The sequence below is a fragment of the Streptomyces sp. NPDC058685 genome (assembly GCF_042714725.1).
Taxonomy (GTDB): Bacteria; Actinomycetota; Actinomycetes; order Streptomycetales; family Streptomycetaceae; genus Streptomyces.
Window position 1 is genome coordinate 1 of record NZ_JBHXSL010000035.1, and the last position, 22,648, is coordinate 22,648.

21 protein-coding genes are annotated in these 22,648 nt (G+C 71.8%); 8 read left to right on the top strand and 13 right to left on the bottom strand.

Features of this window, described 5'->3' with window-relative positions:
* Positions 1–151: 151 nt before the first annotated feature.
* From ACFWU3_RS24885 to ACFWU3_RS24905, 5 genes are read right to left on the bottom strand one after another with little or no spacing between them, the layout of a single operon-like run.
* On the bottom strand, positions 152–949 hold the full coding sequence (locus tag ACFWU3_RS24885) for a type III pantothenate kinase (RefSeq protein ID WP_327681671.1): 798 nt from the start codon (positions 947–949) through the stop codon (positions 152–154).
* Entirely contained in the window at positions 949–1,974 is a 1,026-nt protein-coding gene (nadC, locus tag ACFWU3_RS24890; protein WP_384441648.1) for a carboxylating nicotinate-nucleotide diphosphorylase, read from the bottom strand. The genes ACFWU3_RS24885 and nadC overlap by 1 nt, the downstream gene beginning before the upstream one ends.
* A 2-nt stretch (positions 1,975–1,976) precedes the next feature.
* Positions 1,977–3,677: an L-aspartate oxidase gene (locus ACFWU3_RS24895; protein ID WP_384441651.1), complete on the bottom strand. Its 1,701-nt coding sequence runs from the start codon at positions 3,675–3,677 to the stop codon at positions 1,977–1,979.
* The gene (gene panC, locus ACFWU3_RS24900) at positions 3,674–4,669 is read right to left on the bottom strand and encodes a pantoate--beta-alanine ligase (RefSeq protein ID WP_384441654.1); all 996 of its coding nucleotides are present in this window, start codon (positions 4,667–4,669) and stop codon (positions 3,674–3,676) included. The genes ACFWU3_RS24895 and panC overlap by 4 nt, the downstream gene beginning before the upstream one ends.
* Entirely contained in the window at positions 4,666–5,586 is a 921-nt protein-coding gene (locus tag ACFWU3_RS24905) for a Rossmann-like and DUF2520 domain-containing protein (protein WP_384441657.1), read from the bottom strand. The genes panC and ACFWU3_RS24905 overlap by 4 nt, the downstream gene beginning before the upstream one ends.
* Positions 5,587–5,702: 116 nt before the next feature.
* Between ACFWU3_RS24905 and ACFWU3_RS24910 the strand changes: the two genes are divergently transcribed.
* Positions 5,703–6,845, top strand: a complete 1,143-nt coding sequence (locus ACFWU3_RS24910; RefSeq protein ID WP_384441660.1) for a threonine aldolase family protein — start codon at positions 5,703–5,705, stop codon at positions 6,843–6,845.
* Positions 6,846–6,909: 64 nt separating this feature from the next.
* On the opposite strand, the gene ACFWU3_RS24915 is transcribed toward ACFWU3_RS24910, so the two are convergent.
* Positions 6,910–7,107 (bottom strand): hypothetical protein, encoded by a 198-nt coding sequence (locus ACFWU3_RS24915; RefSeq protein WP_384441663.1) that lies wholly within the window; start codon positions 7,105–7,107, stop codon positions 6,910–6,912.
* 106 nt (positions 7,108–7,213) lie between these two features.
* Here ACFWU3_RS24915 and ACFWU3_RS24920 point away from each other — a divergent pair, with 106 nt between their 5' ends.
* On the top strand, positions 7,214–8,338 hold the full coding sequence (locus ACFWU3_RS24920; protein WP_384441827.1) for a DUF5937 family protein: 1,125 nt from the start codon (positions 7,214–7,216) through the stop codon (positions 8,336–8,338).
* 91 nt (positions 8,339–8,429) lie between these two features.
* On the opposite strand, the gene ACFWU3_RS24925 is transcribed toward ACFWU3_RS24920, so the two are convergent.
* Both ACFWU3_RS24925 and ACFWU3_RS24930 read right to left on the bottom strand, forming a co-directional pair.
* Positions 8,430–9,107, bottom strand: a complete 678-nt coding sequence (locus ACFWU3_RS24925) for a response regulator transcription factor (RefSeq protein ID WP_352209692.1) — start codon at positions 9,105–9,107, stop codon at positions 8,430–8,432.
* Between the two features lie 83 nt (positions 9,108–9,190).
* Positions 9,191–10,390, bottom strand: a complete 1,200-nt coding sequence (locus tag ACFWU3_RS24930; RefSeq protein WP_384441667.1) for a sensor histidine kinase — start codon at positions 10,388–10,390, stop codon at positions 9,191–9,193.
* Positions 10,391–10,486: 96 nt separating this feature from the next.
* Between ACFWU3_RS24930 and ACFWU3_RS24935 the strand changes: the two genes are divergently transcribed.
* Both ACFWU3_RS24935 and ACFWU3_RS24940 read left to right on the top strand, forming a co-directional pair.
* Entirely contained in the window at positions 10,487–11,473 is a 987-nt protein-coding gene (locus ACFWU3_RS24935; protein ID WP_384441670.1) for an SAM-dependent methyltransferase, read from the top strand.
* Positions 11,474–11,637: 164 nt separating this feature from the next.
* Complete coding sequence (locus ACFWU3_RS24940) at positions 11,638–12,780, top strand: NADH-quinone oxidoreductase subunit D (RefSeq protein WP_384441673.1); 1,143 nt, start codon at positions 11,638–11,640, stop codon at positions 12,778–12,780.
* Between the two features lie 53 nt (positions 12,781–12,833).
* On the opposite strand, the gene ACFWU3_RS24945 is transcribed toward ACFWU3_RS24940, so the two are convergent.
* The 4 genes from ACFWU3_RS24945 to ACFWU3_RS24960 all read right to left on the bottom strand — a co-directional run bounded on the left by ACFWU3_RS24945 (position 12,834) and on the right by ACFWU3_RS24960 (position 16,448).
* Positions 12,834–13,850: a hypothetical protein gene (locus ACFWU3_RS24945; protein ID WP_384441676.1), complete on the bottom strand. Its 1,017-nt coding sequence runs from the start codon at positions 13,848–13,850 to the stop codon at positions 12,834–12,836.
* An 84-nt stretch (positions 13,851–13,934) separates the two neighbouring features.
* Positions 13,935–14,906: an ABC transporter substrate-binding protein gene (locus tag ACFWU3_RS24950; RefSeq protein WP_384441679.1), complete on the bottom strand. Its 972-nt coding sequence runs from the start codon at positions 14,904–14,906 to the stop codon at positions 13,935–13,937.
* 52 nt (positions 14,907–14,958) lie between these two features.
* Complete coding sequence (locus ACFWU3_RS24955; protein WP_384441682.1) at positions 14,959–15,645, bottom strand: ABC transporter permease; 687 nt, start codon at positions 15,643–15,645, stop codon at positions 14,959–14,961.
* Positions 15,645–16,448: an ABC transporter permease gene (locus ACFWU3_RS24960; protein WP_384441685.1), complete on the bottom strand. Its 804-nt coding sequence runs from the start codon at positions 16,446–16,448 to the stop codon at positions 15,645–15,647. The genes ACFWU3_RS24955 and ACFWU3_RS24960 overlap by 1 nt, the downstream gene beginning before the upstream one ends.
* Before the next feature lie 128 nt (positions 16,449–16,576).
* On the opposite strand from ACFWU3_RS24960, the gene ACFWU3_RS24965 reads away from it, so the two are divergent.
* On the top strand, positions 16,577–17,740 hold the full coding sequence (locus tag ACFWU3_RS24965; RefSeq protein WP_384441688.1) for an ABC transporter ATP-binding protein: 1,164 nt from the start codon (positions 16,577–16,579) through the stop codon (positions 17,738–17,740).
* A gap of 73 nt (positions 17,741–17,813) precedes the next feature.
* On the opposite strand, the gene ACFWU3_RS24970 is transcribed toward ACFWU3_RS24965, so the two are convergent.
* Entirely contained in the window at positions 17,814–18,926 is a 1,113-nt protein-coding gene (locus ACFWU3_RS24970) for an alpha/beta hydrolase (RefSeq protein WP_384441691.1), read from the bottom strand.
* Between the two features lie 147 nt (positions 18,927–19,073).
* Between ACFWU3_RS24970 and ACFWU3_RS24975 the strand changes: the two genes are divergently transcribed.
* The 3 genes from ACFWU3_RS24975 to ACFWU3_RS24985 all read left to right on the top strand — a co-directional run bounded on the left by ACFWU3_RS24975 (position 19,074) and on the right by ACFWU3_RS24985 (position 22,503).
* Positions 19,074–20,903, top strand: coding sequence for a phosphatidylglycerol lysyltransferase domain-containing protein (locus tag ACFWU3_RS24975; RefSeq protein ID WP_384441694.1), 1,830 nt, complete (start codon positions 19,074–19,076; stop codon positions 20,901–20,903).
* 314 nt (positions 20,904–21,217) lie between these two features.
* Positions 21,218–22,060 carry a dihydropteroate synthase gene (gene folP / locus ACFWU3_RS24980; RefSeq protein WP_384441697.1) on the top strand — a complete coding sequence of 281 codons (843 nt, stop codon included), beginning with the start codon at positions 21,218–21,220 and terminating at the stop codon, positions 22,058–22,060.
* Positions 22,057–22,503, top strand: coding sequence for a nuclear transport factor 2 family protein (locus tag ACFWU3_RS24985; protein ID WP_384441700.1), 447 nt, complete (start codon positions 22,057–22,059; stop codon positions 22,501–22,503). The genes folP and ACFWU3_RS24985 overlap by 4 nt, the downstream gene beginning before the upstream one ends.
* The last annotated feature ends 145 nt before the right edge of the window (positions 22,504–22,648 follow it).

Consider the following 22,648-nt stretch of genomic DNA (forward strand, 5'->3'; position numbering starts at 1 on the left):
CCGGACGTCAAAGCTTCAGCAACTCGCGCGAAGCGCGGTGAGAAAGCAGTCCGGACACCCCCCTCCGGAGAACCCGAACCCCGCACCCACCCACCAACCGGGCGCACCCGCACCACAAGAACCCGCACCGGACAAGAACCCGCACCCGCACCTACATCCGCGACACGTTCCGCTCGTACACCAGCCGCAGCCCGATCAGCGTCAGCCACGGCTCGTGCTCGTCGATCTCCGACGCCTCGCCCAGCACCATCGGCGCCAGACCCCCCGTCGCGATCACGGTCACCTCGTCCGCCTCGTCCGCCAGTTCGCCCTTCATCCGGCGCACCACGCCGTCCACCTGGCCCGCGAAGCCGTAGACGATGCCCGACTGCATCGCCTCGACCGTGTTCTTGCCGATCACGCTGCGCGGGCGGGCCAGTTCGATCTTGCGGAGCTGCGCGCCCTTGACGCCCAGCGCCTCGACCGAGATCTCGATGCCCGGGGCGATCACGCCGCCCGCGTACTCTCCCCGCGCGCTCACCGCGTCGAACGTCGTCGCCGTGCCGAAGTCGACCACGATCGCGGGCCCGCCGTAGAGATCGACCGCCGCGACCGCGTTGATGATGCGGTCGGCGCCGACCTCCTTGGGGTTGTCCATCAGGATCGGCACACCGGTCTTGATGCCGGGCTCGACGAGGACCGCGGGCACGTCGCCGTAGTAGCGGCGGGTCACCTCGCGCAGTTCGTGCAGGACGGAGGGGACGGTCGAGCAGATCGCGATGCCCTCGATGCCGTCGCCCAGCTCGTCCCCGAGCAGCGGGTGCATGCCCATCAGGCCCTGGAGGAGGACGGCCAGTTCGTCGGCGGTACGGCGGGCGTCCGTGGAGATGCGCCAGTGCTCGACGATCTCTTCCCCGTCGAACAGCCCCAGCACGGTGTGGGTGTTGCCGACGTCGATGGTGAGCAGCATCAGACGTCAGCCTCACGGAGGTCGAGGCCGATGTCGAGGATCGGGGAGGAGTGCGTCAGCGCGCCCACCGCGAGGTAGTCGACGCCCGTGTCGGCGTACGCCCGTGCGTTGTCGAGGCTGAGCCGGCCGGACGATTCGAGGGCGGCGCGGCCGGCGACGATCGCGACGGCCTCCTCGGTCTCCGCCGGGGTGAAGTTGTCCAGCAGGATGAGGTCAGCGCCCGCGTCCAGGACCTCACGGACCTGGTGGAGGGTGTCCACCTCGACCTCGATCGCCAGGTCCGGGTAGGCGTTCCGTACGGCCTTGAACGCCGCCGCGACGCCACCCGCGGCCACCACGTGGTTGTCCTTGACCAGGGCCGCGTCCGAGAGGGACATGCGGTGGTTGACGCCGCCGCCGCAGCGGACGGCGTACTTCTCCAGGGCCCGCAGTCCCGGGGTCGTCTTGCGGGTGTCACGGACCCGCGCCTTCGTGCCCTCCAGCGCGTCCGACCAGGCCTGCGTCGCGGTCGCGATGCCGGAGAGGCGGCACAGGATGTTCAGCGCGCTGCGCTCACCCGTGAGCAGGTCACGGGTGTCGGCGGTGACGGACAGCAGCTTCTGGCCGGCCTCCACGCGGTCGCCGTCGGCGACGTGGCGCTCGACGGTGAACGCGTCCGAGCACACCACCGACAGCACCGCCTCGGCGACCTGGAGCCCGGCGACCGTGCCGGCCTCGCGGGCGGTGAAGTCGCCGGTGGCGACGGCGTCCTGGGGGACGGTCGCCAGGCTGGTCACGTCCGCGCCGCCGTCGAGGTCCTCGCCGAGGGCGAGGTGGGCGATGTCCTCGACCTGGACGGGGTCCAGACCCGCGTCGGCGAGCATCGCGGCGAGGGCGGGGTCGAGCCCGCACTCCAGCTCGTCGTATCCCTCCTCACCACCGGCACAGCCGCAGGCGTCACCACAGCCCCCGGAGGACTCGGCCGGGGCGCCGATCTGGATCAGGGGTACGTCCACGGGACGCGGACGTTCTTCGGGCGTGCTCACGGTTACTGCTCCCTGGGGGCGTCGGGGACGGTGGTGGCGGGGAACGCGGTGCTCTCGGTGCGGCGGACGACGAGGGTGCGGTCGGGCTCGATGCGGATCACCAGATGGCGGCGCCAGGTGGTGTCGTCCCGGTCGGGCCGGTCCTCGCGCCAGTGGCAGCCGCGGGTCTCCTCGCGTTCGAGGGCGGCGGCGGTCAGGACGCGGGCGACGCACAGCAGGTTCGAGGTCTCCCAGGACTCCACGCCCGGCTCGGCCGTCTTGGCGGGGCCCTCCTGGCCCTCGACGGCCGCGCGGTGGACACCTTCCAGCGCGGTGGCGGCCTCCGTCAGGCTGGCCGCGGAGCGCAGGACCCCCGCGCCCTGCGACATGATCCGCTGGATCTCGGCGCGTGCCTCGGGGGCGATCAGCGGCAGTTCCGTCGGGCTGGCGGGGGCGACGGGCTCGCCGGCGGAGAGCGGTGCGCGCGAGGCGATGTCCGCCGCGATGCGCTCCGCGAAGACGAGCCCCTCCAGCAGGGAGTTGGAGGCGAGCCGGTTGGCGCCGTGGACGCCGGTGCAGGCGACCTCGCCACAGGCGTACAGCCCCGGGACGGTGGTGCGGCCGCGCAGGTCGGTGCGTACGCCGCCGGAGGCGTAGTGGGCGGCGGGGGCGACCGGGATCGGTTCGGTGACCGGGTCGATGCCGTGGGCCCGGCAGGCCGCGAGGATGGTCGGGAAGCGCTGTTCCCACATCCGGGCCCCGAAGTGGCGGGCGTCCAGGTACATGTGGGCCGCGCCCTGTTCCTGCATCCGGCGCATGATGCCCTTGGCGACGATGTCGCGGGGCGCCAGTTCGGCGAGTTCGTGCTGGCCGAGCATGAAGCGGGTGCCTGCGGCGTCGACGAGATGGGCGCCCTCTCCGCGGACGGCCTCCGAGACGAGCGGCTGCTGGCCCTCCGAGTCCGTTCCGAGGAACAGCACCGTCGGGTGGAACTGGACGAACTCCAGGTCGGAGACCTCGGCACCGGCGCGCAGCGCGAGTGCCACACCGTCGCCGGTGGAGACGGCGGGGTTGGTGGTGGCGGAGAAGACCTGTCCCATGCCCCCGGTGGCGAGGACGACGGCCGGGGCGTGGACGGCGCCGACGCCGTCGTGCTGGCCCTCGCCCATGACGTGCAGGGTGACTCCCGCGGTACGGCCTTCGGCGTCCGTGAGCAGGTCCAGGACCAGCGCGTTCTCGATGGTGCGCAGGCCCCCGTCGCGGACGGCCTCGACGAGTGCGCGGGAGATCTCGGCGCCCGTCGCGTCGCCTCCGGCGTGCGCGATACGGCGGCGGTGGTGGCCGCCCTCGCGCGTGAGCTCTATCTCGCCGGCGGCGGAGGTGTCGAAGTGGGCGCCGGTGGCGATCAGCCTCCGCACGGCGTCCGGGCCTTCGGTGACCAGGGCCCGGACCGCCTCCTCGTCGCACAGGCCGGCGCCCGCGACGAGGGTGTCGTCCAGGTGCTGGTCGGGGGTGTCGCCCTCACCCAGCGCGGCGGCGATGCCGCCCTGCGCCCAGCGGGTGGAGCCGTCGTCCAGGCGTGCCTTGGTGACCACGACCGTGGAGAGCCCGGCTGCGGCGCAGCGGAGCGCGGCGGTCAGGCCGGCGACGCCCGAACCGACCACGACGACGTCGGCGGCGATGGCCCAGCCGGGCGCGGAGGCGTTCAGCCGTATGCCGGTCACGTGGAGACTCCGAACCTCAGGGGAATGTTGTCGATCAGGCGGGTGCCGCCGACCTTCGCCGCGACGGCGATGATCGCCTCGCCGTGGTGGTCGTCGTGGATCTCGGCGAAGGTGGCCGGGTCGACGAGGGCGAGGTAGTCGAGGGCGAGCGGCGGGGTGAGCCGCGCGGCCTCGTCCAGGACGGTGCGCGCCGCGGTCCGTACGTCCTCGGCGCAGCCGGGACCGGCCTGGGCGACGGCCGCGGTGTCGGCCGCGGCCCGCGCCTCCCCTATGGCCGAGAGCGCGGCGGCCCGGGCGAGCGTGCCGGGCGTCGCCTCGGCGCGGGCGTGCAGTGCCTGCTGCGCGGCGAGGCGGTCACGGGCCGCGAACAGGGCCCGGGACAGGGAGAGCGCGGTGATCCGCTCGGCCGGGGAGAGATAGCGGTTGCGGCTGGAGAGGGCGAGACCGTCCTCCTCGCGCACGGTCGGTACGCCGACGATCTCGACCGGGAAGTTCAGGTCCCGCGCCATCCGGCGGATCAGCGCGAGCTGCTGCGCGTCCTTCTGGCCGTAGAGCGCGATGTCGGGGCGCGTGAGGTGCAGGAGCTTGGCGACGACGGTGAGCATGCCGTCGAAGTGGCCCGGGCGGGACGCCCCTTCGAGACGCTCGCCCATGGGGCCGGCCGAGATCCTGACCTGGGGCTCCCCGCCCGGGTAGACCTCGTCGACGGAGGGCGCGAAGACGATGTCGGCGCCTGCGGCCTCGGCGGTCGCGAGGTCCGCGTCGAGGGTGCGGGGATAGCGGGCGAGGTCCTCGCCCGCGCCGAACTGCAGCGGGTTGACGAAGACCGTGACGACCACCGAGCCGGCCGGGCCGACGAGGTCGCGGGCGGTGCGTACGAGCGAGGCGTGGCCCTCGTGCAGGGCGCCCATGGTCATCACGACGGCGCGGGTGCCGCCCAAGGCCCTCGGGGTGTTCAGTTCGTCGGCGGTCGTCACCATGCGGAAGCTCATCGCGCGTCGTCCTCCGCCAGCACACCGAGGAGGTCCTCGGCCAGCTCCGGCTTGAGCAGCCCGTGGGCGAGCGCCCGGTCGGCGGTGGTGCGGGCCATCGCGAGATAACCGGCGACGGTGCCCGGTGCGTGCTTGCGCAGCTCCGCGACATGCGCCGCGACGGTGCCGGCGTCTCCGCGGGCGACGGGGCCGGTGAGGGCGGCGTCCCCCGACCGCAGGGCGTTGTCGAGGGCCGCGCCGAGCAGCGGGCCGAGCATCCGGTCGGGGGCGGCGACCCCCGCCGTGCGCAGCAGCTCCATCGACTGGGCCACCAGGGTCACCAGGTGGTTGGCGCCGAGGGCGAGGGCCGCGTGATAGAGCGGGCGGGACTCCTCCTCGATCCACTCGGGCTCGCCGCCCATCTCGATGACCAGCGCCTCGGCGGCGAGTCGCAGCTCCTGCGGTGCGGTCACCCCGAACGAGCAGCCGGCCAGCCGCTGGACGTCCACGCTCGTGCCGGTGAACGTCATCGCGGGGTGCAGGGCGAGAGGCAGCGCGCCCGCGCGCAACGCCGGGTCCAGCACGCCCACTCCGTACCGCCCGGAGGTGTGCACCAGCAGCTGTCCCGGCCGCACGGCACCGGTCTCGACGAGACCTTCGACGAGCGCGGGCAGCGCGTCGTCGGGGACGGTCAGCAGGACCAGCTCGGCGCGGGCGAGGACGTCGGCGGGCGTCACGATGGGCACGTCGGGCAGCAGGACGGCGGCGCGTCGCACCGAGGCGTCCGAGACTCCGGAGACCGCGACCGGGCGGTGTCCGGCGAGCTGGAGCGACGCCGCCAGCGCCGGTCCGACCCGGCCCGCTCCGACGACGCCGACGGTCAGGCGTGCGGGGCGGTCCCGCGGGTCGAGCGGTTCCTGTGGTGCTGTGGCATTCACGCGGTGGGGGCCTTCCGTTCCAGTCCGCGGGGGGTACCGGACGATTTCCCGTCATGCTACGCCAGCAGGGCCCCCGCACTTCCGGTTGTCCACAGGCTGTGGGGAATGATCGAGGAGTGACTGACACCGGCGAACAGGACGAGCGGCGGCGCAGGCTGGCCGCGTGGCGCGGATCGGACCGGGTGCTCTGGCGGGCGTCCGCCGACCACCGGATCCGGGAGCGGCTGACGGCCCTCGCGGCGGACGCCGGCCAGGTCCATGACCTGGACGACTGGACCGATGTGTACGGCAACGGGGTGGTCGCCGAGCTGGAGCGGCGGGTGGCCCTGCTGCTCGGGTTCCCCGAGGCCGCGTTCTTCCCGACCGGGACGATGGCGCAGCAGGTGGCGCTGCGCTGCTGGGCGGGCCGGACGGGCAACAGCACGGTCGCGCTGCATCCCACGGCCCACCCGGAAATGCACGAGCGCGGCGCCTTCTCGGCGGTGAGCGGGCTCCGGACGGTCCACCCGACGACGGAACCGAGGCTGCCGACGGCGGAGGAGGTCCAGGACTTCGAGGAGCCCTTCGGGGCCCTGATGCTGGAACTGCCCCTGCGGGAGGCGGGCTTCGTCCTTCCGTCATGGGACGCGCTGGTCGACGTGACAGAGGCGGCGCGCGAGCGGGACGCCGTCGTCCACTTCGACGGTGCACGGCTGTGGGAGTGCGTGACGCATTTCGGCCGCCCGCTGGACGAAATCGCCTCGCTCGCGGACAGCGTGTACGTCTCCTTCTACAAGTCGCTCGACGCGCTCTCGGGCGCCGCGCTGGCGGGTCCCGCGGACCTGATCGCGGAGGCCCGCGCCTGGCGGCACCGGTACGGGGGCCTGATGTTCCAGCAGTATCCGGCGGCGCTGTCGGCGCTGCTCGGGCTGGAGCGCGAACTGCCGCGGCTGCCGTCGTACGTGGCGCATGCCAAGGCGGTCGCCGCGGCGCTGGAGGAGGGCCTGCGCGAGAGCGACGCGCCCTGGTTCCGTGTGCACCCGCAGGTTCCGCACACGCACCAGTTCCAGGTCTGGCTGCCGTATGACGCGGACATGTTGAACGAGGCGGCGGTGGCCCAGGCCGAGGAGACGGGGGTGACGCTGTTCCGCAGATGGTTCTCGGACGGCTCTCCGCCGGGGCTGTCGGTCACGGAGGTGACGGTGGCGTCGCAGGGGCTGGAGTGGTCGGCACAGGACGTGAGAGAGGCCCTGAAGGGGTTTCTGGGGCGGGTGGGGTAGGAGCGGCGCGCGGTCGGGTCCGGCCGGTCCCGCGACGGAAGGCACCGCCCGCGCACCCCGTGCTTCAGCCGTTGGGTGTCCTCGGGCGCTCCGCTCTGTGGAGCCGCGCCCGCAGGGTCCGCAGGAGTCCCGGACCGCGCGCCATCTCCGCTCCCAGTTCGCGTGCGACCTGCCAGTCGTGGACGCCCGGCTGCGGCGGAGCCGGGGTGCCGAGGACGGAGGCGCGGTAGCTGTCGATCATGTGCTGCTGCATGGCGTTCATGTCCTCCACGCTGCGCCGGGCCCCCACCGCCCGTCGCGTCGATTGACGAGCCGCGTCAACCGGCGCTCTCCCGTCCCGCGCACCCCGCACCATGGGACCTGTGAGCGTGACCATCGACATCAGCGGGCTCCCTCAGGAGCGCATCGTCTTCGACATCTCCCCCCTCGCCGAGCTCGGCGTCGCCCTGCACGCGCTGGCCGAGCCGGCGCACCATCCGGGCCTCCACGGCTGGGCCACCGCCACCGCCGCCGGGCTCAAGCCCGATCTCGCGGACCGCCTGCACGAGGCGGACTTCCTGTGGCGGTCCACCTTCTCCGACGTCTTCATGCCGTTCGCGGGGCTGCCCGCGACCCTCGGCGCCGCCGGTGGCCGTACGGGCGCGACGATCGCCGAGGAGCTGGACCTGCTCGACCGTCTCGACGACGAGCGGTTCGTGTCGGCGGCGCTGGAGTTCACCTGCGCCAGTACGTACGGAATCGCCGGCCCGTCCGCCCTGACCGACCCCGCCCGGCGGGAGCGGGCGCTCGAACTGGCCGCCACCCGCGGGCCCAAGCAGCTCGACTTCACCCGGCGGCTGCTGGACGACCCGGCGTCCGTGCGCGCCTGGGTGCGCAGGCTCTTCGAGGACTGCGACCAGGCCTTCTTCGCCGACACCTGGCGCCGCGTCGCACCACAACTGGCCGCCGACGCCCGGCACAAGACAGAGCTGCTGCGCCACAAGGGCCTCGCCGAGGCGCTGTACGACGTCTCCCCGGCGCTCACGGTGGACGAGGACCGGACCCGTATCAGCGCCGACAAGCTGGCCGACGGGCGGACGACGGCCGTCGACCCCTCGGTGGGCGCCGGGCTGTCGTTCGTGCCGTCGAGCTTCGGCTGGCCGCATCTGATGGTGCTGCACGCGCCGGGCTGGCGGCCGGTGATCCACTACCCGGTCGGCTCGCCCGGACTGCCCGGCCCCGCACCCGTCGAGCTGCTGAAGCTGCGGATGGAGGCGCTCGCCCACCCCATGCGCATGCGGCTGTGCCGCAACCTGGCCCGCGCCGCGTACACGACGAGCGAGCTGGCGGACGCGTACAACATCACCGCGCCGGAGGTCTCACGGCACCTGTCGGTGCTGAAGAAGGCCGGGCTCGTCTCCACGCGCCGGCGCGGCCGGTACGTCCTGCACCAGCTGGACGTCTCCGCCGTGGCGCGGCTGGGCAGCGACTTCCTGGAGACGGTGCTGCGCTAGCGGAATCCGGGCTCCGGATCGTCCGGCGGAGAGGCCGTACGCGGCTGTCGGCCGAAGCGGATGTGCCGGATCCCTCTCCACGCCGTGCGCGTCAGGACGCCGCTCCGCCGCCCGCGCGCACCAGGCCCGTCTCGTACGCCAGCACGACCACCTGCACCCGGTCGCGCAGGTTCAGCTTCGTCAGGATGCGGCCCACATGGGTCTTCACCGTGGCCTCCGACAGCACCAGCCGGGCGGCGATCTCGCCGTTCGACAGACCCTGGGCGACGAGCATCATCACCTCGCGCTCCCGCTCGGTGAGCCGCTCCAGCTCCTTGTGCTGCGGCTCGCTGCCACTGCTCGGCAGCATCGGGGAGAAGCGGTCCAGGAGGCGGCGGGTCGTCGACGGTGCGACGACCGCGTCACCGCTGTGGACCGAGCGGATCGCACCGAGCAGTTCGGCGGGCGGCACGTCCTTCAGCATGAAGCCGCTCGCGCCCGCCTTCAGCCCGGAGAACGCGTACTCGTCCAGGTCGAAGGTGGTCAGGATCAGCACCTTCGGCGGGTTCGGCGCGGCACAGATCCGCCGCGTCGCCTCGACGCCGTCGAGCCTCGGCATACGGACGTCCATCAGCACCACGTCCACGGCCGTGGACCGGAGGTTCTCGATCGCCTCGGCCCCGTCGCCCGCCTCCGCGACGACCTCCATGTCGGGCTGGGCGGCCAGCACCATGCGGAATCCCGTGCGCAGCAGCACCTGATCGTCGACGAGCATCACACGGATGGACATGGCAGCGGGGTCCTCGGTCTCTCGGGGCTGTGGGGTCTGGAGCGGGCCGGTACGGGTCGGGACTGTCGGGCCGGGCCGCGCGGCTAGTGGGCCGGCTTGAGGGGCAGGAGGGCGCTGATCCGGAAGCCGCCGCCAGGCCGCGGCCCGGCGTCCAGCGTGCCGCCGACCATACCGACGCGCTCCCTCATGCCGATGAGTCCGTGGCCGCGCCCGTCGGCGCCGCCGTCCTCGTACAGTTCGTGCGCCGAGCCGCGGCCGTCGTCCTCGACCAGCAGTCCGAGACCGTCGTCGAAGTAGACCAGCCGCACACTCGCTCCGGCCTCCGGGCCACCGTGCTTGCGCGTATTGGTCAGCGCCTCCTGCACGATGCGGTACGCGGTGAGCTCGACGCCGCTCGGCAGCTGCCGGGCCGTGCCCTCGATCTTGAAGTCCACGGTCAGACCCGAGTGGCGCACCTGCTCCACGAGGTCCTCGATCTGCTGAACATCGGGCTGCGGGACGTACTCACCGCTCTCCGGCGCGTCCCCGGTACGCAGGACTCCCAGCAGCCGGCGCATCTCCGCGAGCGCCTGGCGGCCGGTGGTGGAGATCGTCTCCAGCGCCTGCTTGGCCTGGTCGGGCGCGGCGTCCAGCACATAGGCGGCGCCGTCGGCCTGGACGACCATCACCGAGACGTTGTGGGCGACGACATCGTGCAGTTCACGGGCGATCCGGGCGCGTTCTGCGGCGACCGCGACCTTCGACTGCGCCTCGCGTTCCTTCTCCAGCCGCGTCGCGCGCTCCTCGAGCTGGTCGAAGTACGCGCGACGGGTGCGTATCGAGTCACCGAGCACCCAGGCCAGCGCGAACGGCACACTCAGCACGACCGTGAAGAAGACCTTGCCCCAGGTGCCGGTCTCCTCCATCGGCCAGCGCAACTGCGCCAGGGTGGCCGCGGACAGCCCGCCGACGAGGGCCAGCCGGGACGCCCAGGGCGACCGGTCGTGCGCGGCGACGGTGTAGATGATCACCAGCATCGCGAAGTCGGCCGGGTTGACCTCGATGTCCAGCGCGAGCTGGGCGACACCCAGCGCGGCCGTGAGGACCAGCATCTTCTCCGGCATACGACGGCGCAGCGCCACGACCAGGCTGAGCAGCAGCACGACCAGTGCCGCCGTCCACTTGTCGCCGACCCCGACCGGAACCGTGGCCGCCCACAGCAGGGAGATCCCGCCGAGCACGACAGCCCAGAAGGTGTCGACGCCCGTCGGGTGTCTGCGGATGAAGTCATAGAGGCGCTGCACGTAACCCAGAGTAGGGAACGTACATAGGTGCAGGGGTCAACCGGCAGAGCGATCCGGTGGGCGGAGGCGTACTCCGCAAGGTGGAGACTTGGGCCCGTGACGGATGAGACGTGTCAGTGGCCGGGCTGGCGGGAAGCCGCGCGGAGCGCGCTCTACGGGACGGCCGGTTTCTATCTGCGGCCCGAGGGACCGGTGGGACATTTCCGTACGTCGGTGCACGCCTCCCCCCTCTTCGCCGCGGCCGTCGCGGCACTGCTGCGGCGCACCGCGGAGGAACTGGCCGGGACGCCCGGGGACCTGGCGTTCGTCGACATGGGCGCGGGCCGCGGGGAACTGGTGACCGGTGTGCTCGCGGCGCTTCCGGCGGACTTCCCGGTACGGGCGTACGCCGTCGAGAAGGCGGCACGCCCCGAGGGCCTCGACGATCGCATCGCGTGGGTGGCCGAGCCCCCGGCCGGTGTTCGGGGGCTGCTGTTCGCCAACGAGTGGCTCGACAACGTGCCCGTCGACGTCGCCGAGGCGGACGAGGACGGCGTCCCGCGGCTGGTGCTCGTGGGACCGGACGGCACCGAGCGCCTCGGCCCTCCGGTCAGCGGCGCGGACGCCGCATGGCTGGACCGCTGGTGGCCGTTGAAGGAGCCCGGCAGCCGGGCGGAGATCGGGCGGCCGCGCGACGAGGAGTGGGCGCGGGCGGTCGCCACACTGCGGGCGGGGCTCGCGGTCGCGGCGGACTACGCCCACACGGCCGCGGCACGGCCGCCATTCGGCACCCTGACGGGCTTCCGGGAGGGCAGGGAGGTACGCCCGGTCCCCGACGGCAGCTGCGACCTCACGGCCCATGTGGCGCTGGACGCGTGCGCCCTGCCGGGCGCGGAGCTGACCACGCAGCGGGAAGTGCTGCGCACGCTCGGAGTCTCGGGCTCCCGTCCGCCGCTCTCTCTCGCCTCGACGGACCCGGCCGCGTACGTCCGTGCGCTGTCGCGGGCGGGCGAGGCGGCGGAACTGACGGCCCACGGCGGCCTGGGCGACTTCGGCTGGCTGCTCCAGCGCGTGCCGGAGGCCGCCCGGGCCGCCGGGGACTGAGGCAGGGGTCCGCCGGGCGCTGGGCACGGTCCGAGGCCGACGGGTACCGAAGCCTGTTGCCGTGCGGGCGGGCGCGGGGCGCGGCCGGGGCCGCGGGTGGAGGGGATCCGGGCCGGAGGCCGGGGACCCGTGAGGTCCCCCACCCCGTCGGGGATACTGGCGCCATGACGGAGACGACGGTCGGCATCGGCGGCGCGGCGGAAAGCACCGACATGGTGCTCAACATCGGCCCGCAGCACCCCTCCACGCACGGCGTCCTCCGCCTCCGCCTCGTGCTCGACGGCGAGCGCATCCAGCACGCCGAACCGGTCATCGGCTATATGCACCGCGGCGCCGAGAAACTCTTCGAGGCGCGCGACTACCGCCAGATCGTGATGCTCGCCAACCGCCACGACTGGCTCTCCGCCTTCTCCAACGAGCTCGGCGTCGTCATGGCCGTCGAGCGCATGCTCGGCATGGAGGTCCCCGAGCGCGCCGTGTGGACCCGTACGCTCCTCGCCGAACTCAACCGGGTGCTCAACCACCTGATGTTCCTCGGCTCGTACCCGCTCGAACTCGGCGGCATCACACCGGTCTTCCACGCGTTCCGCGAGCGCGAGGAGCTCCAGACCGTGATGGAGGAGGTCTCCGGCGGCCGGATGCACTACATGTTCAACCGCGTGGGCGGCCTCAAGGAGGACCTTCCGGCGGGGTGGCTCGGCCGCGCCCGGCTCGCCGTCGCCGACGTCCGCTCGCGCATGGACATCTACGACAACCTGGTCCTCGGCAACGAGATCTTCCGCGGCCGCACCCGCAGGGTGGGCGTCCTGTCCCCCGAAGCGGTCCACGCGTACGGCGTGAGCGGTCCGATCGCCCGCGCGTCCGGCGTCGACTTCGACCTGCGCCGCGACGAGCCCTATCTGGCGTACGGGGAGTTGCAGGACACCCTGAAGGTGGTCACCCGGAGCGAGGGCGACTGCCTGGCCCGCTTCGAGGTGCTGCTGGAGCAGACGCACAACGCGCTGGCCCTGGCGGACGCCTGCCTGGACGGCATCGAGACGCTCCCGCCGGGACCGATCAACCAGCGGCTGCCCAAGGTCCTGAAGGCGCCCGAGGGACACACCTACGCCTGGACCGAGAACCCGCTGGGCATCAACGGCTACTACCTCGTCTCCAAGGGCGAGAAGACGCCGTACCGCCTCAAGCTCCGCTCGGCGTCGTACAACAACATCCAGGCGCTCACCGAGCTGCTGCCGGGCACGCTGGTCGCGGACATGGTCGCGATCCTCGGCTCGCTGTTCTTCGTCGTCGGCGACATCGACAAATGAGACGGGCGGCCGGCGGAAACCGCCGACCGCCCGTGAGGCTCAGGACCGCCTGGTCAGGAACTGACCGCCTTCCGCAGCTTCGCGACGTCCACCTGTTCCGTCTCGTCGTGCTCCGTCAGGTCGATGACCTTGCCCACCGCGCGGGAGCCGTCCGTGCGCTGCGCGGCGAGGGCCTCCTCGCCCACCACGTCGGCGAGGTCCTCCTGCTGCGCGGCCTCGATCGCCTTCTGCGTGTCCTCGCCGTCGGTCCCGTCGGCCGGGGTGGCCGCGATGGCGTTCCCGAAGAAGTCGAAGCCTCCCTCGGGGCGGCGCTTGCCGGGACGGCGCCTCGGGCCGTACGGCACGATCGCCGCGGCCACCGGAACAGGACGCCTGGCGGGGAGGGCGGACGTCGGACGGGAGTGCTGCTCCCCGCCGGCGGCCGCCGCGTGCTTCCCCTGCGGCTCGTCCGCCTCACGGGCACGTTCCGCGAGATCCCGCTTGCGGGCCTCCTCGACGGTGCGCTTCGCCTCCTGGGCGGCGGCGTTGCGGGAGAGGTTGTCCAGCGCCATGGAGGCGCGCAGATAGGTCGAGGGGGTGGGCGTGGAGCCGGCCGGCATCAGCGCCTTGGGCGAGGACGCCTCGATCGCGAGCCGGCGACGGTCCTCCAGAACGCCTGCCCGCTCGGTCTCGGCGGTGGCGTAGCGGCGCAGCAGGGCCGCGTGCTCCCCGCGCAGGGCGGCGAGCTCGACGCGTTTGGCGCGCAGCCGCGCGTCCAGCTTGGTGCGCAGATCGCGTGATTCCTCGAGGTCCGCCTCGAGTTCGGCTATCTGTTCCTCGGTCTTCCAGGCGTCGCTGGCGCGGCCGCGGGTGAGGTCGGCGACCTGTCGGCCGGCCGCGCGGTCCCAACTGCGCATCAGCACCGCACCGGTGATCGCGGCGGCCGTCGCCGCCGTGACCAGGGTGCGGAGCACGACGGGCTCCGTCAGAAACCACGCGCCGGCGGCACACAGCACCGACGCTCCGGCGACCGCCGACGGCGGCAGCAGCCTGTGAAGGGGCGGGGAATGGCGGTGGCGTCCACGTGGCATGGCCTGAAATTTACCGTGCGTAGACGCCGAATGGGGTGTCGGCCCGGCAAATCTCTCGTTCGAGAACGCCGGGCCGTCCACGGCCTACTTCGTGAGGAGTCCCTTGGACTCCAGATACTCCTTCGCGGCGTCCTGCGGCTTGGCCCGCTCGGCGTCCACCTTGCGGTTCAACTCCGCGAGATCCTCGGTGGTCAGCGCCTTGGTGAGCTTGTCGAGAGCGGCCGCCACCTCCGGTGCGCCGGCGTCCTTTGCATTGACCACGGGCAGGACGTTGTCGGCGTTCTGGAGCTTCTTGTCGTCCTCGAGGAAGACCAGTCCGTCCAGTACGGCGTCGGTCGTCGTGGTCAGCACCAGCTGGTCGGTGCCGTCCTTGACCGCCTGCTTGGCCTGCGGGGTGCCGACGCCCTTGGGGTCGATACCGGTGACGTCGATGCCGTACGTCTTCTTCAGACCCGGCGCGCAGAACGGGCGGACCTCGCACTCGTCGCCCGCCGCGATCTTCACCTTCAGCTTCGACTTCCCGAGATCGGAAAGGGTCTTGAGCTTGTTCTTGTCGGCGAATTCCTTGCTGACCGCGAAGGCGTTCTGGTCGACGGCCCCGCCGGCGGGGAGCACCTTCAGACCGCGCGGCTCGGCGAGCTTGGTGAGCGCGGCGACGGTGGCCGTGACATCGCTGGAGGCGACGGGCTTCTCGTCGGGCGCCTTCGGCCCGTTCACCTTCGCATTGAGGAATTCGGCGATCGTCGCCGCGTATTCGGGTACGACGTCTATCTCGCCCTTCTCCAGCGAGGGCTGATACAGCTCACGGTTCTTCACCGTGGTGACCGAGGTCTTGTATCCGGCGTCCGCCAGGATCTGCGCATAGAGCTCGGCGAGCACCTTGGACTCGGTGAAGGCCGCGGCGCCGACGACGAGCGTGCCCTTCGCGCCCGAACCGGCCGGTTTCGAGCCGGAATCGTCCGACTTCTCCAGGCTGTCTCCGCCGCAGGCGGCGAGGGAACCCGTCAGGGCCGCAACCGCCAGTACTGCTCCCGCGATGCGCGAGGTCTTGCTCATCAGGTTCTCCGTCCAGGGGTTCAAAGAATTCACGGTGAGGAAGGCACCGCGGTCACAGGGGCGACACGGTCGACGCGGACTTGCGGAGGGGGTCGATCAGCCGGTCCGCCAAGACCAGAACCCCTTCCACCAGCAGGGCCAGCAGCGCAGCGAGCAGTGCGCCGGCCACCACCTGCGGGGTGTTGTAGGTGTTGAAGCCCGCGGTGATGATGCGGCCGAGACCGCCCTGGCCGACCATCGAGGCGATGGTGGCCGTGGCGACGACCTGCACCGCGGCGGACCGCAGCCCGGTCATGAGCAGCGGGTAGGCGAGGGGCAGTTCGACGCGGAAGAACAGCTGGCCGCCCGACATCCCCATGCCCCGCGCGGCCTCCACGACCGCGCGGTCCACCTCACGCATACCCACATAGGCGTTGGTGAGCAGCGGCGGCACGGCGAACAGCACCAGGGCGATGATCGTCGGTGCGTAACCGGCGCTGCGCAGCGGTGTGAGCATGAAGAGGGCGAGGACCGCGAAGACGGGGATCGCGCGGCCCGCGTTGGAGATGTTGACCGCGAGCGCACCACCCTTGCCCAGATGCCCGAGCCAGAGCGCGATGGGCAGGGCTATCGCGCAGGCGAGCGCGAGGGCCACCCCGCTGACGTACACATGCTCACCCAGCCGGTGCCAGGCACCGCTCTCGCCGGACCAGTTGGCTCCGGTGGTGAGCCAGGTCCACGCATCGGCCATGACCCCCATCAGACGGCCTCCTTCGCCGTGCCCTGCCGGGCCGCGCGCGGATGCGCCGGGCCGGGACCGGCAGTGCCCGTGGGCGCCGAGCCGGGCGGCTCCGAGCCGGGATGCCCGGCGGCCGGCCGCACCGTGCGTATGCGGGTCCAGGGCGTCAGCAGCCGCTGGACGCCGAGCAGCAGCAGATCGGCGACGGCCGCGAGGAGCACACACAGCACGGAGGCGGTGAGCACCTGCGCCTTGAAGGTGGTCTGCACGCCGTCGTCTATGAGATTGCCCAGGCCGCCCTTGCCGACGAGCGCACCGACCGTCGTCAGGGCGATGGTCGAGACCGTGGCGATACGCAGGCCGGCCATCAAAGCGGGCAGCGCGAGGGGCAGTTCGACCTCCCACAGCAGCCGGCCCGGGCCGTATCCCATGCCGCGGGCGGCCTCGCGCGCCTCGGCCGGCACCGCTTCCAGGCCGGCCATGATGTTCCGCACGAGAATGGTCAGCGAATAGAGCACGAGACCGGTGACGACCAGCGCGGCCGACAGTCCGAAGACCGGCAGCAGCAGCGAGAACATCGCCAGCGACGGAATCGTGTAGAGCAGGGTCGTCAGACCGAGCACCGGGCCGGCGAATGCCGGTTTCGCGCGGGCGAGCAGCGCCAGCGGAAAGGCGACGGCGAGTCCGATCAGGACCGATGCCACGGTGATCCAGACGTGCTCGACCGTCGCGTCGGTCAACTCCTGGCTGCGGGTGCGGAGGTATTCCCCGCAGATCCAGTCATTGGCCTCCAGACAGCTCCGCGCGGCCTGCTGCATGCTCATGCACCCCCACCTCCCCACCTCTGCCGAACGTATGTCTGGCGACCATATCCCTGACCACTGACAATCGCCGAGGGCCGCCACATTGCAGCAACATGGCTTTCACACAACACCCGTCACAATGGGGAACCATGATCCGTTTCGAGCACGTAGCCAAGCGATACCCGGACGGGACGACAGCCGTCGACGACCTGTCGTTCGAGGTGGCCGAGGGTGAACTGGTCACGCTCGTCGGACCGTCCGGCTGCGGCAAGACCACCACCATGAAGATGGTCAACCGCCTCATCGAACCCAGCAGCGGCCGGATATTCCTGGACGGGGAGGACATATCGACCATCGACCCCGTCCAACTCCGCCGCCGTATCGGCTATGTCATCCAGCAGGTCGGCCTCTTCCCGCACAAAACGGTCCTGGAGAACACCGCGACCGTCCCCCATCTCCTCGGCTGGCAGCGCGCCAAGGCCAGGGCCCGCGCCGCCGAACTCCTCGATCTGGTGGGCCTGGACCCCTCGACGTACGGCGGGCGCTACCCGGAGCAGCTCTCCGGCGGCCAGCGCCAGCGCGTCGGCGTGGCACGCGCCCTGGCCGCCGATCCGCCCGTGCTGCTGATGGACGAGCCGTTCGGCGCGGTCGACCCGGTGGTCCGTGAACATCTCCAGAACGAGTTCCTGAGACTTCAGTCCCAGGTGCGCAAGACCGTGCTGTTCGTCACGCACGACATCGAGGAGGCCGTCCGCCTCGGCGACCGTATCGCCGTCTACGGGCAGGGCCGGATCGAGCAGTTCGACGCCCCGGCCGCGGTGCTCGGCACCCCCGCCACGCCCTATGTCGCCGACTTCGTGGGCGCCGACCGCGGCCTCAAGCGCCTCTCGGTCACCCCCATCGAAGAAGGCGACCTGGAGCAGCCGCCCGTCGTCCACCTCGACGACACGCTGCCCCGCGAGCTCGGTTCACGCTGGGCCGTCGTCCTGGACGGCGACGACAACCTGCACGGCTGGCTCTCCGCCGACGGGGCGCTCAGGAAGGGCTCCGTCCGCGAGCACGCGCGCCGGATGGAGGCATGGCTGCCGGTCGGAGCCTCCCTCAAGCAGGCGTTCTCCACGATGCTCCAGCACGACGCGGGATGGATCGCGGTGATCGACAAGGAGGAGACGGGCCGCTTCCTCGGGGTGCTGACACCGGCCCGGCTGCACGAGGCGCTGCGCCGCTCGATCGACGCGGACGCGCAGGCCATCCCCCGTACGGAGGTCGACCTGGAGTCGATCGCGACGATCACGGAAGCGGCCAGGAGCTGACCCGGGACGTGCGTCGCGGTGGCCCCCGGAGACCACTGCGGCGCGACCCGGCCCGACAGGGCCGATCCCGGACTCACGAGGCCTGGAGCCGCCCCGACATCCACACCAGCGCGGGCGGAATCTCGCGCCGCCACGTGTTGAAGTTGTGCCCGCCGCTGTCCAGCGTGATCGACGAGACCCGTGCGGGCGCCTTCACCTTCTTGATGAAATGCCCGGTCGGCTTGAGATTGCCCTCGCCCGACTTCGACGTCGTCACCAGGAACGACGACGCGCCTTGGGGAAGGTGGTCCAGGCTCCACAGCAGATTGGCGCGGTTCTTCGCCTTCTTGTCGCCGTGGAAGAGGTCGCCGGTCGTCGGGTCGTCGGCGGCCTTGTAGTACGCCGAGAGGCCGGCGCCCACGGAGAACTGCCCCGGGTGGTGCAACGCGATCTTCAAGGCGCAGTAGCCGCCGGTCGAATTCCCTATGAGGCCCCAGTTCCTGGGCTTGCTCCCGACCCGGTAGGTCTCGGAGACGGCCTTCGGCAGGTCCTTCGCGAAGAACGTCTCCGTCTGCGGACCACCGGGGACGTTCACGCACTCGGTGTCCCGCGGCGGCGCGACGGTCGGCCGCAGCATGACCAGGACCGTCGGCTGCATCCGGCCGCTCTTCGCCTCCTGCCAGGCGGTCTTCGGATACTTCAGCCCTTTGAGCAGATTCTCCGCGGTACCCGGATATCCGGTCAGCACAACCGCCGCGGGAAAGGTCTTCTTGCGGAATTCGGGCTGGAAGTACTCCGGCGGCAGATAGACGTACGCCGGGCTGTCGATCTTCGTTTTCTCGCCCGAGACGACGATCTTCTGGATCTGTCCGCCGACCGACGGCTGCGCGCCGCCCGGCACGTCCAGCCGCTTCCGCTCGACCACCTTGATGCGCTTCGCGCCGGCCGAGTGGTCGACCACCACGCCCATGTCCTGCTCCCGGCCGAAGAGGTCGGACCACGAGCCGTAGAAGAGGAAGGAGTTGTTCGCGGCGAGCCCCACCGCCGCGAACAGGGCGAGCTGGGTCACCAGCAGCATGCCGACCCTTCCCGTGACGGCACGCCAGCCGCGGCCGGCCAGCCGCGGCCACAGCCAGATGGTGGCGGCGAACAGCAGTACGGCCACGAGGACGGCCAAGGCCAGAACTTTGTTACTGGTCAGACCCATGAGTCGCGTGAGCTTTCTTCCTTGAGAATTTCCTGTGAGTGAGTGAACCCGCCCCCTGGAAGTCCCGTCCTAGAGAGCGCAAATCGTCCGGAGCCCACCGACCTGCGGCCCTCGGACACAGGATCTCTCGCGGAGTCACGGGAAGCGATGTCTGCAACGGTAGATGGGGACAAATCAGGATTGGTTCCGAATCGGGTACGCCGCCTCCTGCGCGGTCCCCGGCCGGAAGCGGTCCCTTCGCTGGTCGGTACGGCCTGCACACTCGTCGGCCTGATCGACATCGCCGCCGGGGTGTTCCCCCGGTTCCGGCACAGCCGCATGCACACGCTCGCCGAAGTGCTCCCCGGAGCCACCGGCCCGTTCGCCGCCGCGCTCTCGCTGAGCGCCGGCGTCCTGCTCCTGCTGCTCGCCCACGGGCTCAAGCGGCACAAGCGGCGGGCCTGGCGGGCCGCGGTGATCCTGCTGCCCGTGGGGGCGGTCAGCCAGTTCGTCTACCGGCACTCGGTCATCGGCGCACTGGTCTCCCTGCTCCTGCTGACCCTGCTGCTGCGCCACCGGGGCGAGTTCGCCGCACTGCCCGACCCGCGCAGCCGCTGGAAGGCGCTCGCCAACTTCGTCCTGATGGGCGCCGGCTCGCTCGGCCTCGGTCTGGTCATCGTCAGCGCGCACCCCGGCAGGACCATCGGCAGCCCGGGCCTGGTGGACCGTCTGGAGCACGTGCTCTACGGGCTCTTCGGCTTCGAGGGCCCCGTCGACTACTCCGGCAGCGTGTCCTGGACCGTCGGCTACTCGCTCGGCGCACTCGGCCTGCTGACCGCCGTGACCACGATCTACCTCGCCTTCCGGCCCGAACACCCGGCGGCCCGGCTCACCGAGGACGACGAGCGCCGGCTGCGCGACCTGCTCGCCCGGCACGGCGGCCGCGACTCGCTCGGCCACTTCGCACTCCGGCGGGACAAGGGCGTCGTCTTCTCGCCCAGCGGCAAGGCCGCCGTCTGCTACCGGGTGGTGTCCGGCGTGATGCTCGCCAGCGGCGACCCGATCGGCGATGTCGAGGCCTGGCCGGGCGCCATCGAACGCTTCATGGACGAGGCCAAGGCGCACTCCTGGACCCCGGCCGTGATGGGCTGCTCAGAGACCGGCGGCGAGGTCTGGACCCGCGAGACGGGCCTGGACGCCCTGGAACTGGGCGACGAGGCGGTGGTGGACGTCGCGGATTTCTCGCTCACCGGGCGGGCGATGCGCAACGTACGCCAGATGGTGAAGCGCATCGAGCGCAATGGCTACACCACCCGCGTCCGGCGCGCCCGTGACATCTCCGCCGAGGAGCTGGAGCAGATCCGCCGGGCCGCGGAGGCCTGGCGGGGCACCGACACCGAGCGGGGATTCTCGATGGCGCTGGGCCGCATCGGCGACGCGGACGACGGCGACGCGGTGATAGCCACCGCGCACAAGACGGACGACGAGCCGGGGGCCTCCCCCTACGGAGACCTCAAGGCGATCATCCACTTCGTCCCCTGGGGCACGGACGGCATGTCCCTGGAGCTGATGCGGCGCGACCGCTCCGCCGACCCGGGCATGAACGAACTGCTCATCGTCGCGGCGCTCCAGGCCTCCCCCGCACTCATGATCGAACGGGTCTCGCTGAACTTCGCGATGTTCCGCTCGGCACTGGCCCGCGGCGAGAAGATCGGCGCCGGCCCGGTGCTGCGGCTGTGGCGCGGACTGCTGGTGTTCCTCTCCCGCTGGTTCCAGATCGAGTCGCTGTACAAGTTCAACGCCAAGTTCCGGCCGCGCTGGGAACCGCGCTTCGTGGTCTTCCGCAACACCCGTGACCTGCCCAGGATCGGCTTCGCCGCGATGCAGGCGGAGGGCTTCGTCACCCTGGCGCTCCCCCGGCGCAGGGTCCCGCGCCAGGCCCGCCCGTGCGCGCACATCACACCGATGACGCAGGAACGGGAGATCCGCGCGGCATGAGGGGCCTGCGGCGGGGCCCGGCAGGTGCCCCGCGGCACGGCCGCGCGGGGCGAGCCGTCGGCCCGCGGCCCAGTGCCGCGACCGGCGGTGTTTGCCCGTCGAGGAGTGGGAGTCCCCCCACACCCGCAGGGCGTTGGGGGAGCGTCCGGTGCGTGCGATTCGCCAGGCGGCCGGTAGTCCTTCCAGCGGAGCTACCAGGGCTTTTGGCCCGTGCGGCGTGGGGGCACCTCCCGTGCCCGAAGGGCTACGGAGGCGTGCGCGCAGGGTCGGCGCGACAGGGCAGGGCTTGCCGGTCGCGGCACTAGGCTGGGCGTATGAGTACGTTGCGCGGGCTGCCGGAGTGGGATCGCTGTGCCGTCATGGGGGTCGTGAACGTGACGCCCGACTCCTTTTCCGACGGCGGCCGCTGGTTCGACACGACCGCCGCCGTCAAACGCGGCCTCGACCTCGTCACCGCGGGCGCCGACCTCGTCGATGTCGGCGGTGAGTCCACCCGTCCCGGCGCCAGCCGGGTCGACGAGGACGAGGAGCTGCGCCGCGTCCTCCCCGTCGTCCGGGGCCTTGCCGCGGAAGGGGTCACCGTCTCCGTCGACACCATGCGCGCCGTCGTCGCGGAGCAGGCCGTCGCCGCCGGGGCCGTACTCGTCAACGACGTCAGCGGCGGTCTCGCCGACCCCGCGATGGTCCCCGCCGTCGCCGCCGCCGGTGTCCCCTTCGTGGTCATGCACTGGCGCGGCTTCAGTGAGGACATGAACAGCCGCGCCGTCTACGCGGATGTGGTCGCCGAGGTCGTCACGGAACTGAAGGAGCGCATGGACGCCGTCGTCGCCGGCGGTGTCGCCCCCGAGCAGATCGTCATCGACCCGGGCCTCGGCTTCGCCAAGCAGGCGGAGCACGATCTCGCCCTCGTCGCCCACCTCGCCGACCTGCGCGCACTCGGCCGTCCGCTGCTCGTCGCCGCGTCCCGCAAACGCTTCCTCGGCCGGGTCCTCGCCCGGGACGGCGACGCCCCACCACCCGCGAGGGAACGGGACGCCGCCACCGCCGCGATCTCCGCGATCGCCGCCTACGAGGGCGCCTGGGCCGTGCGCGTCCACGAGGTGCGGGCCACGGCCGACGCCGTCCGCGTCGCGCGCGCCGTCGGGGCCGCCCGGTGAGCCGTACCGACATCGAGCTGGTCGAAGAGGCCAACACGACGTTCTACGAGACCATGGAGCGCGGCGACTTCGAGAAGCTCTCCGGCCTCTGGCTGGACGACGAGATCTCGTGCATCCACCCCGGCTGGCCGGTCCTGTCGGGCCGCGGAGAGGTGCTGCGCTCGTACGCCCTGATCATGGCGAACACCGAGTACATCCAGTTCTTCCTGACCGACGTCAAGGTCAACCTGGTCGGTGACACCGCCCTCGTGACGTGTACGGAGAACATCCTCAGCGGCGGCCCGGCCGAGGACGGCGGCGAGCTCGGTCCTCTCGTCGGGCAGCTCGTGGTCGCCACGAATGTGTTCCGTCGCACGGACGAGGGATGGAGGATCTGGTCACATCACGGATCACCCGTCCTGACGGAAAGCGACGACGCGGAGGACGAGGAGTCCCCCTCGTAACGGGGTAGGCGCACCGTTGGAGGCGGGGAACCGGACGCTCCGGCCAGGAGCGGGCCGCCCGGCCTCCACAGCCCCGCGCGGCCCCATGGGCGAGTGCGGCCGGTGCTCGCAGGTAGATTCGACTGGGCACCCGGCCCGCCCGCAC

What these genes read in the sequence shown, in the direction of transcription:
- ACFWU3_RS24885 (WP_327681671.1), bottom strand. Translation starts at nt 949, where the DNA reads ATGCTGCTCACCATCGACGTCGGCAACACCCACACCGTGCTGGGGCTG.
- panC (WP_384441654.1), bottom strand. Translation starts at nt 4,669, where the DNA reads ATGAGCTTCCGCATGGTGACGACCGCCGACGAACTGAACACCCCGAGG.
- ACFWU3_RS24915 (WP_384441663.1), bottom strand. Translation starts at nt 7,107, where the DNA reads ATGAACGCCATGCAGCAGCACATGATCGACAGCTACCGCGCCTCCGTC.
- ACFWU3_RS24925 (WP_352209692.1), bottom strand. Translation starts at nt 9,107, where the DNA reads ATGTCCATCCGTGTGATGCTCGTCGACGATCAGGTGCTGCTGCGCACG.
- ACFWU3_RS24940 (WP_384441673.1), top strand. Translation starts at nt 11,638, where the DNA reads ATGACGGAGACGACGGTCGGCATCGGCGGCGCGGCGGAAAGCACCGAC.
- ACFWU3_RS24945 (WP_384441676.1), bottom strand. Translation starts at nt 13,850, where the DNA reads ATGCCACGTGGACGCCACCGCCATTCCCCGCCCCTTCACAGGCTGCTG.
- ACFWU3_RS24950 (WP_384441679.1), bottom strand. Translation starts at nt 14,906, where the DNA reads ATGAGCAAGACCTCGCGCATCGCGGGAGCAGTACTGGCGGTTGCGGCC.
- ACFWU3_RS24955 (WP_384441682.1), bottom strand. Translation starts at nt 15,645, where the DNA reads ATGGGGGTCATGGCCGATGCGTGGACCTGGCTCACCACCGGAGCCAAC.
- ACFWU3_RS24960 (WP_384441685.1), bottom strand. Translation starts at nt 16,448, where the DNA reads ATGAGCATGCAGCAGGCCGCGCGGAGCTGTCTGGAGGCCAATGACTGG.
- ACFWU3_RS24965 (WP_384441688.1), top strand. Translation starts at nt 16,577, where the DNA reads ATGATCCGTTTCGAGCACGTAGCCAAGCGATACCCGGACGGGACGACA.
- ACFWU3_RS24970 (WP_384441691.1), bottom strand. Translation starts at nt 18,926, where the DNA reads ATGGGTCTGACCAGTAACAAAGTTCTGGCCTTGGCCGTCCTCGTGGCC.
- ACFWU3_RS24975 (WP_384441694.1), top strand. Translation starts at nt 19,074, where the DNA reads ATGTCTGCAACGGTAGATGGGGACAAATCAGGATTGGTTCCGAATCGG.
- folP (WP_384441697.1), top strand. Translation starts at nt 21,218, where the DNA reads ATGAGTACGTTGCGCGGGCTGCCGGAGTGGGATCGCTGTGCCGTCATG.